Origin of the sequence: Borrelia sp. A-FGy1 (assembly GCF_014084025.1) — a bacterium.
Taxonomy (GTDB): Bacteria; Spirochaetota; Spirochaetia; order Borreliales; family Borreliaceae; genus Borrelia.
The window spans coordinates 1-3,144 of the sequence record NZ_CP043702.1 but is presented as its reverse complement, the minus strand read 5'-3'; the positions used below and the strand labels follow the sequence as shown (position 1 = coordinate 3,144).

The 3,144-nt window shown below is 25.9% G+C and carries 2 protein-coding genes; one reads left to right on the top strand and one right to left on the bottom strand.

All coding sequences use genetic code 11. The annotated features are described in order from the left end of the window. Positions 1-388 precede the first annotated feature (388 nt). Complete coding sequence (locus F0310_RS05505; protein ID WP_182117965.1) at positions 389-2,434, top strand: protelomerase family protein; 2,046 nt, start codon at positions 389-391, stop codon at positions 2,432-2,434. A gap of 60 nt (positions 2,435-2,494) precedes the next feature. On the opposite strand, the gene F0310_RS05855 is transcribed toward F0310_RS05505, so the two are convergent. Further along, on the bottom strand, positions 2,495-3,144 hold a 650-nt coding region (locus F0310_RS05855), incomplete at its 5' end, for an apolipoprotein A1/A4/E family protein (RefSeq protein ID WP_232535991.1).

The window sequence follows — 3,144 nt, the reverse complement described above, 5'->3', positions numbered from 1 at the left end:
TAATAAACAATAAACTATACTATATATTAAAGTTCATATATGAACTTTAATATATAGTATAGTTTATTGTTTATTATTATTGTTATGTGTTTAGTATTAAATTAAAGTTATATTTCAATATTATTTATGATGACTTTTATTGACTTATATATAAATTGATGTTATATTTATATAAAATTAAACTAATTGTATTAGTATTATTTATACTACGCAATTAATATGATTAAATACATCTATTATGTTAATAGCATTGTTTTTACTACTATAGTATATAATATTAACTTTTTAATTAAAGTTATAAACACATATAGAGTGCTTATATCATATAAAATAGAGGTTATATCTAAGATTTAGACTCTATAAAATTTCAACAAAAAGGAGACAATTAATGAATAATGATTTGATAGAAAAACTTATTGTCAATATAAAAAGTGCAGATAAAATGCTTGCAAATAAAGATTTAGATCCAAAACCCTATAAAAAAATCATATCAGGATATGCTAAAAATTTTATTAATGGAATAAAATCTAACACATCATATTCCCCAATATATATAAAAAAAATAATAACATCTATTAGAAATAGAATAAGAAATAGTATAAGCCAAGACCACATCTCTTTAGGATATATCAGGTTATCAAAAGAAGAATATAAAGATATCAACACTCAATCGATGAAAAGAGTCAAAGAGCTTAACTTAAATAAAAAGGAAGTCAACCTTAAAGAAATTGATAGATTAACATTAGCATTGCTAAAAAGTAATTGTGAAGAACACTTAGCATATGGAATTGCACTAGCATCAGGTAGAAGAATAACAGAAGTATTTATTAGCCATATTGAAGATATTAAAAACAGCAATGAAGTTATGTTTACTGGTCAGCTCAAAACTAGAGATATTGAAAGATTTTACCAAGGCTATCAGATACCACTAACAATTAATAAAGAAATTTTTTTTGAAGCTTATAATAGATTCACGCAAAGTGCTCTTATTAGAGACATTAAAAATAAATGGGAGTCTGGTATTTTCAACCCCGATTATGTCTATTCAAGACTACAACTAGAATTCTATAAGATATTTAAAGGAAAATTTAAAATATCAGACTTAAGAGCTATATACACAACTAATATACTTTTTAAAGAAGGTTATTTTAATGATAGAAAAGGGGCTATGGAAATTTACCCAAGAATATCAAAAATATTGGGTCATAAAACAGATGAACATGATGCAATTGGAGCTTCTTTCAATTACAGAGATTTTTCAATAACTAATAACAACGTAATAGAAAACTTAAAAGAAAAAATAGACTACATCAAGCAATTTAAAAAAATTGAGATAAATAAAAAAATGTTTTCATTCCTTAATAAACAAGTAAAAGAAGGAAAACTTATTGATATAAGCTATGATTATGATAATACAAAAGTAAAAATAAACGCAAAAACTTTTATAACTTTTAGCAACGCAATGAAAGATGCACTGCATTTCTTTGAATCAGAAGACGCCAACTTGCTTAACAAAAATTCCCTTAACTCCACCTTTAGACGCATCCTAGAGCAGGAATATAAATTTGATATTAAAAATAATGGCAGAAAATCTATTAGATTCTTAGATACTTTCTTAAGAATAGAAAAGAGACAAAAAATAAAGCTTAAGCCACTTCCTAGAAGAAAAAAGCATGAAAGTTATATTATCAAAAATCTTATAATACCAAGAGAAATAAAAAGCTTACTTAAAGAACTTGAAAAACCTAATCAAAAAGAAAAATATAAAATCTTAAGAGAAAACTGCCATATGCTACAAATAATATTAGAAAAACTATTAATTGATAAAGAAAAACAAATGGACATTCTAAATTACGATTTTCTTAAAAAAGAGTTTCAAAAATATAGTACCAAGCCACTCTCAATACCTAGATTTAAAGCAATAACACAAGTTATTCTAAATAACATAGCAAAGCTTAGAGATGCTACCTTTGTTAAAAAAGAAGACCCATTACTATTTAAGGAAGAACTTCTTGCCGATGTAGGATTTACAATAACTCATAAAGGAACTAATAAGAAATATTATAGAGAATTTATAATCGAAACTATAATAATACCTGAACTACATAAAATGCTAAAAAATAAGCTTAAAATATCCAAACATACTGCATATTCTGCTATTTTTGACGACTGTCTTTACTCAATTCTTATCAAGAAAGAAAATATTGGTAATATTTTACAATATAGGCGACTAGAGAAAATATTTAACCAACACATAAAAAATCCAAAAAACAAATTTAGTCAAGAAAAGTTTGAAAAAATTAAATCTCTTATAAAGGACAACTTAAAAGAAATCAAAAATAAAATTATCTTTAAGCAAGAATATCTATCTATCTATGAAATGTATGAAGCAAGAACTAATTACAAAGGAGAAGAAAAAGATATGCACCTGTAAACCTTTTTTCACTAAAGAAAACAAAGAATTCTCCTTTACAAAAAATATTTACACTAGTTGCTATTTTTGCAGTAAATATAAAAACATTCCTATTATTGATGGAATAAATATTCCTAATATCCAATAAAATGGATATATCAAGCTTTTTATATATTTACTAAATTCACTTCTTGAGTCCTGCAGTTCTTTACTAAATTCAACTCTTGAGTCCTGCAGTTCTTTACTTAATTTGCTTATTGAGTCCTGAAGTTCTTTATGATTTGTATTTATCCTTTCATCTAACTTGCCTACTTTTTCATCTAACTTGCCTACTTTTTCATCTAACTTGCCTATATCACCTTTAAGCTCACTTCTTACTTTTTCTACCTTCTCATCTAACTTTGATATATCTCCCTTAAGATCACTTCTTACTTTTTCTACCTTCTCATCTAACTTTGATATATCTCCCTTAAGATCACTTCTTACTCCCTTTATTTCTGCAGAAAGATCACTTCTTACTCCCTTTATTTCTGCAGAAAGTTCACTTCTTACTGTCTTTATTTCTGAAGAAAGTTCACTTCTTACTGTCTTTATCTCTGCAGAAAGTTCACTTCTTACTTTTTCTACCTTCTCATCTAACTTTGATATATCTAGCTTAAGCTCACTTCTTACTTTTTCTACCTTCTCATCTAACTTGACTATTCTTTCATCTAGCTTCCCTAATCCATTTC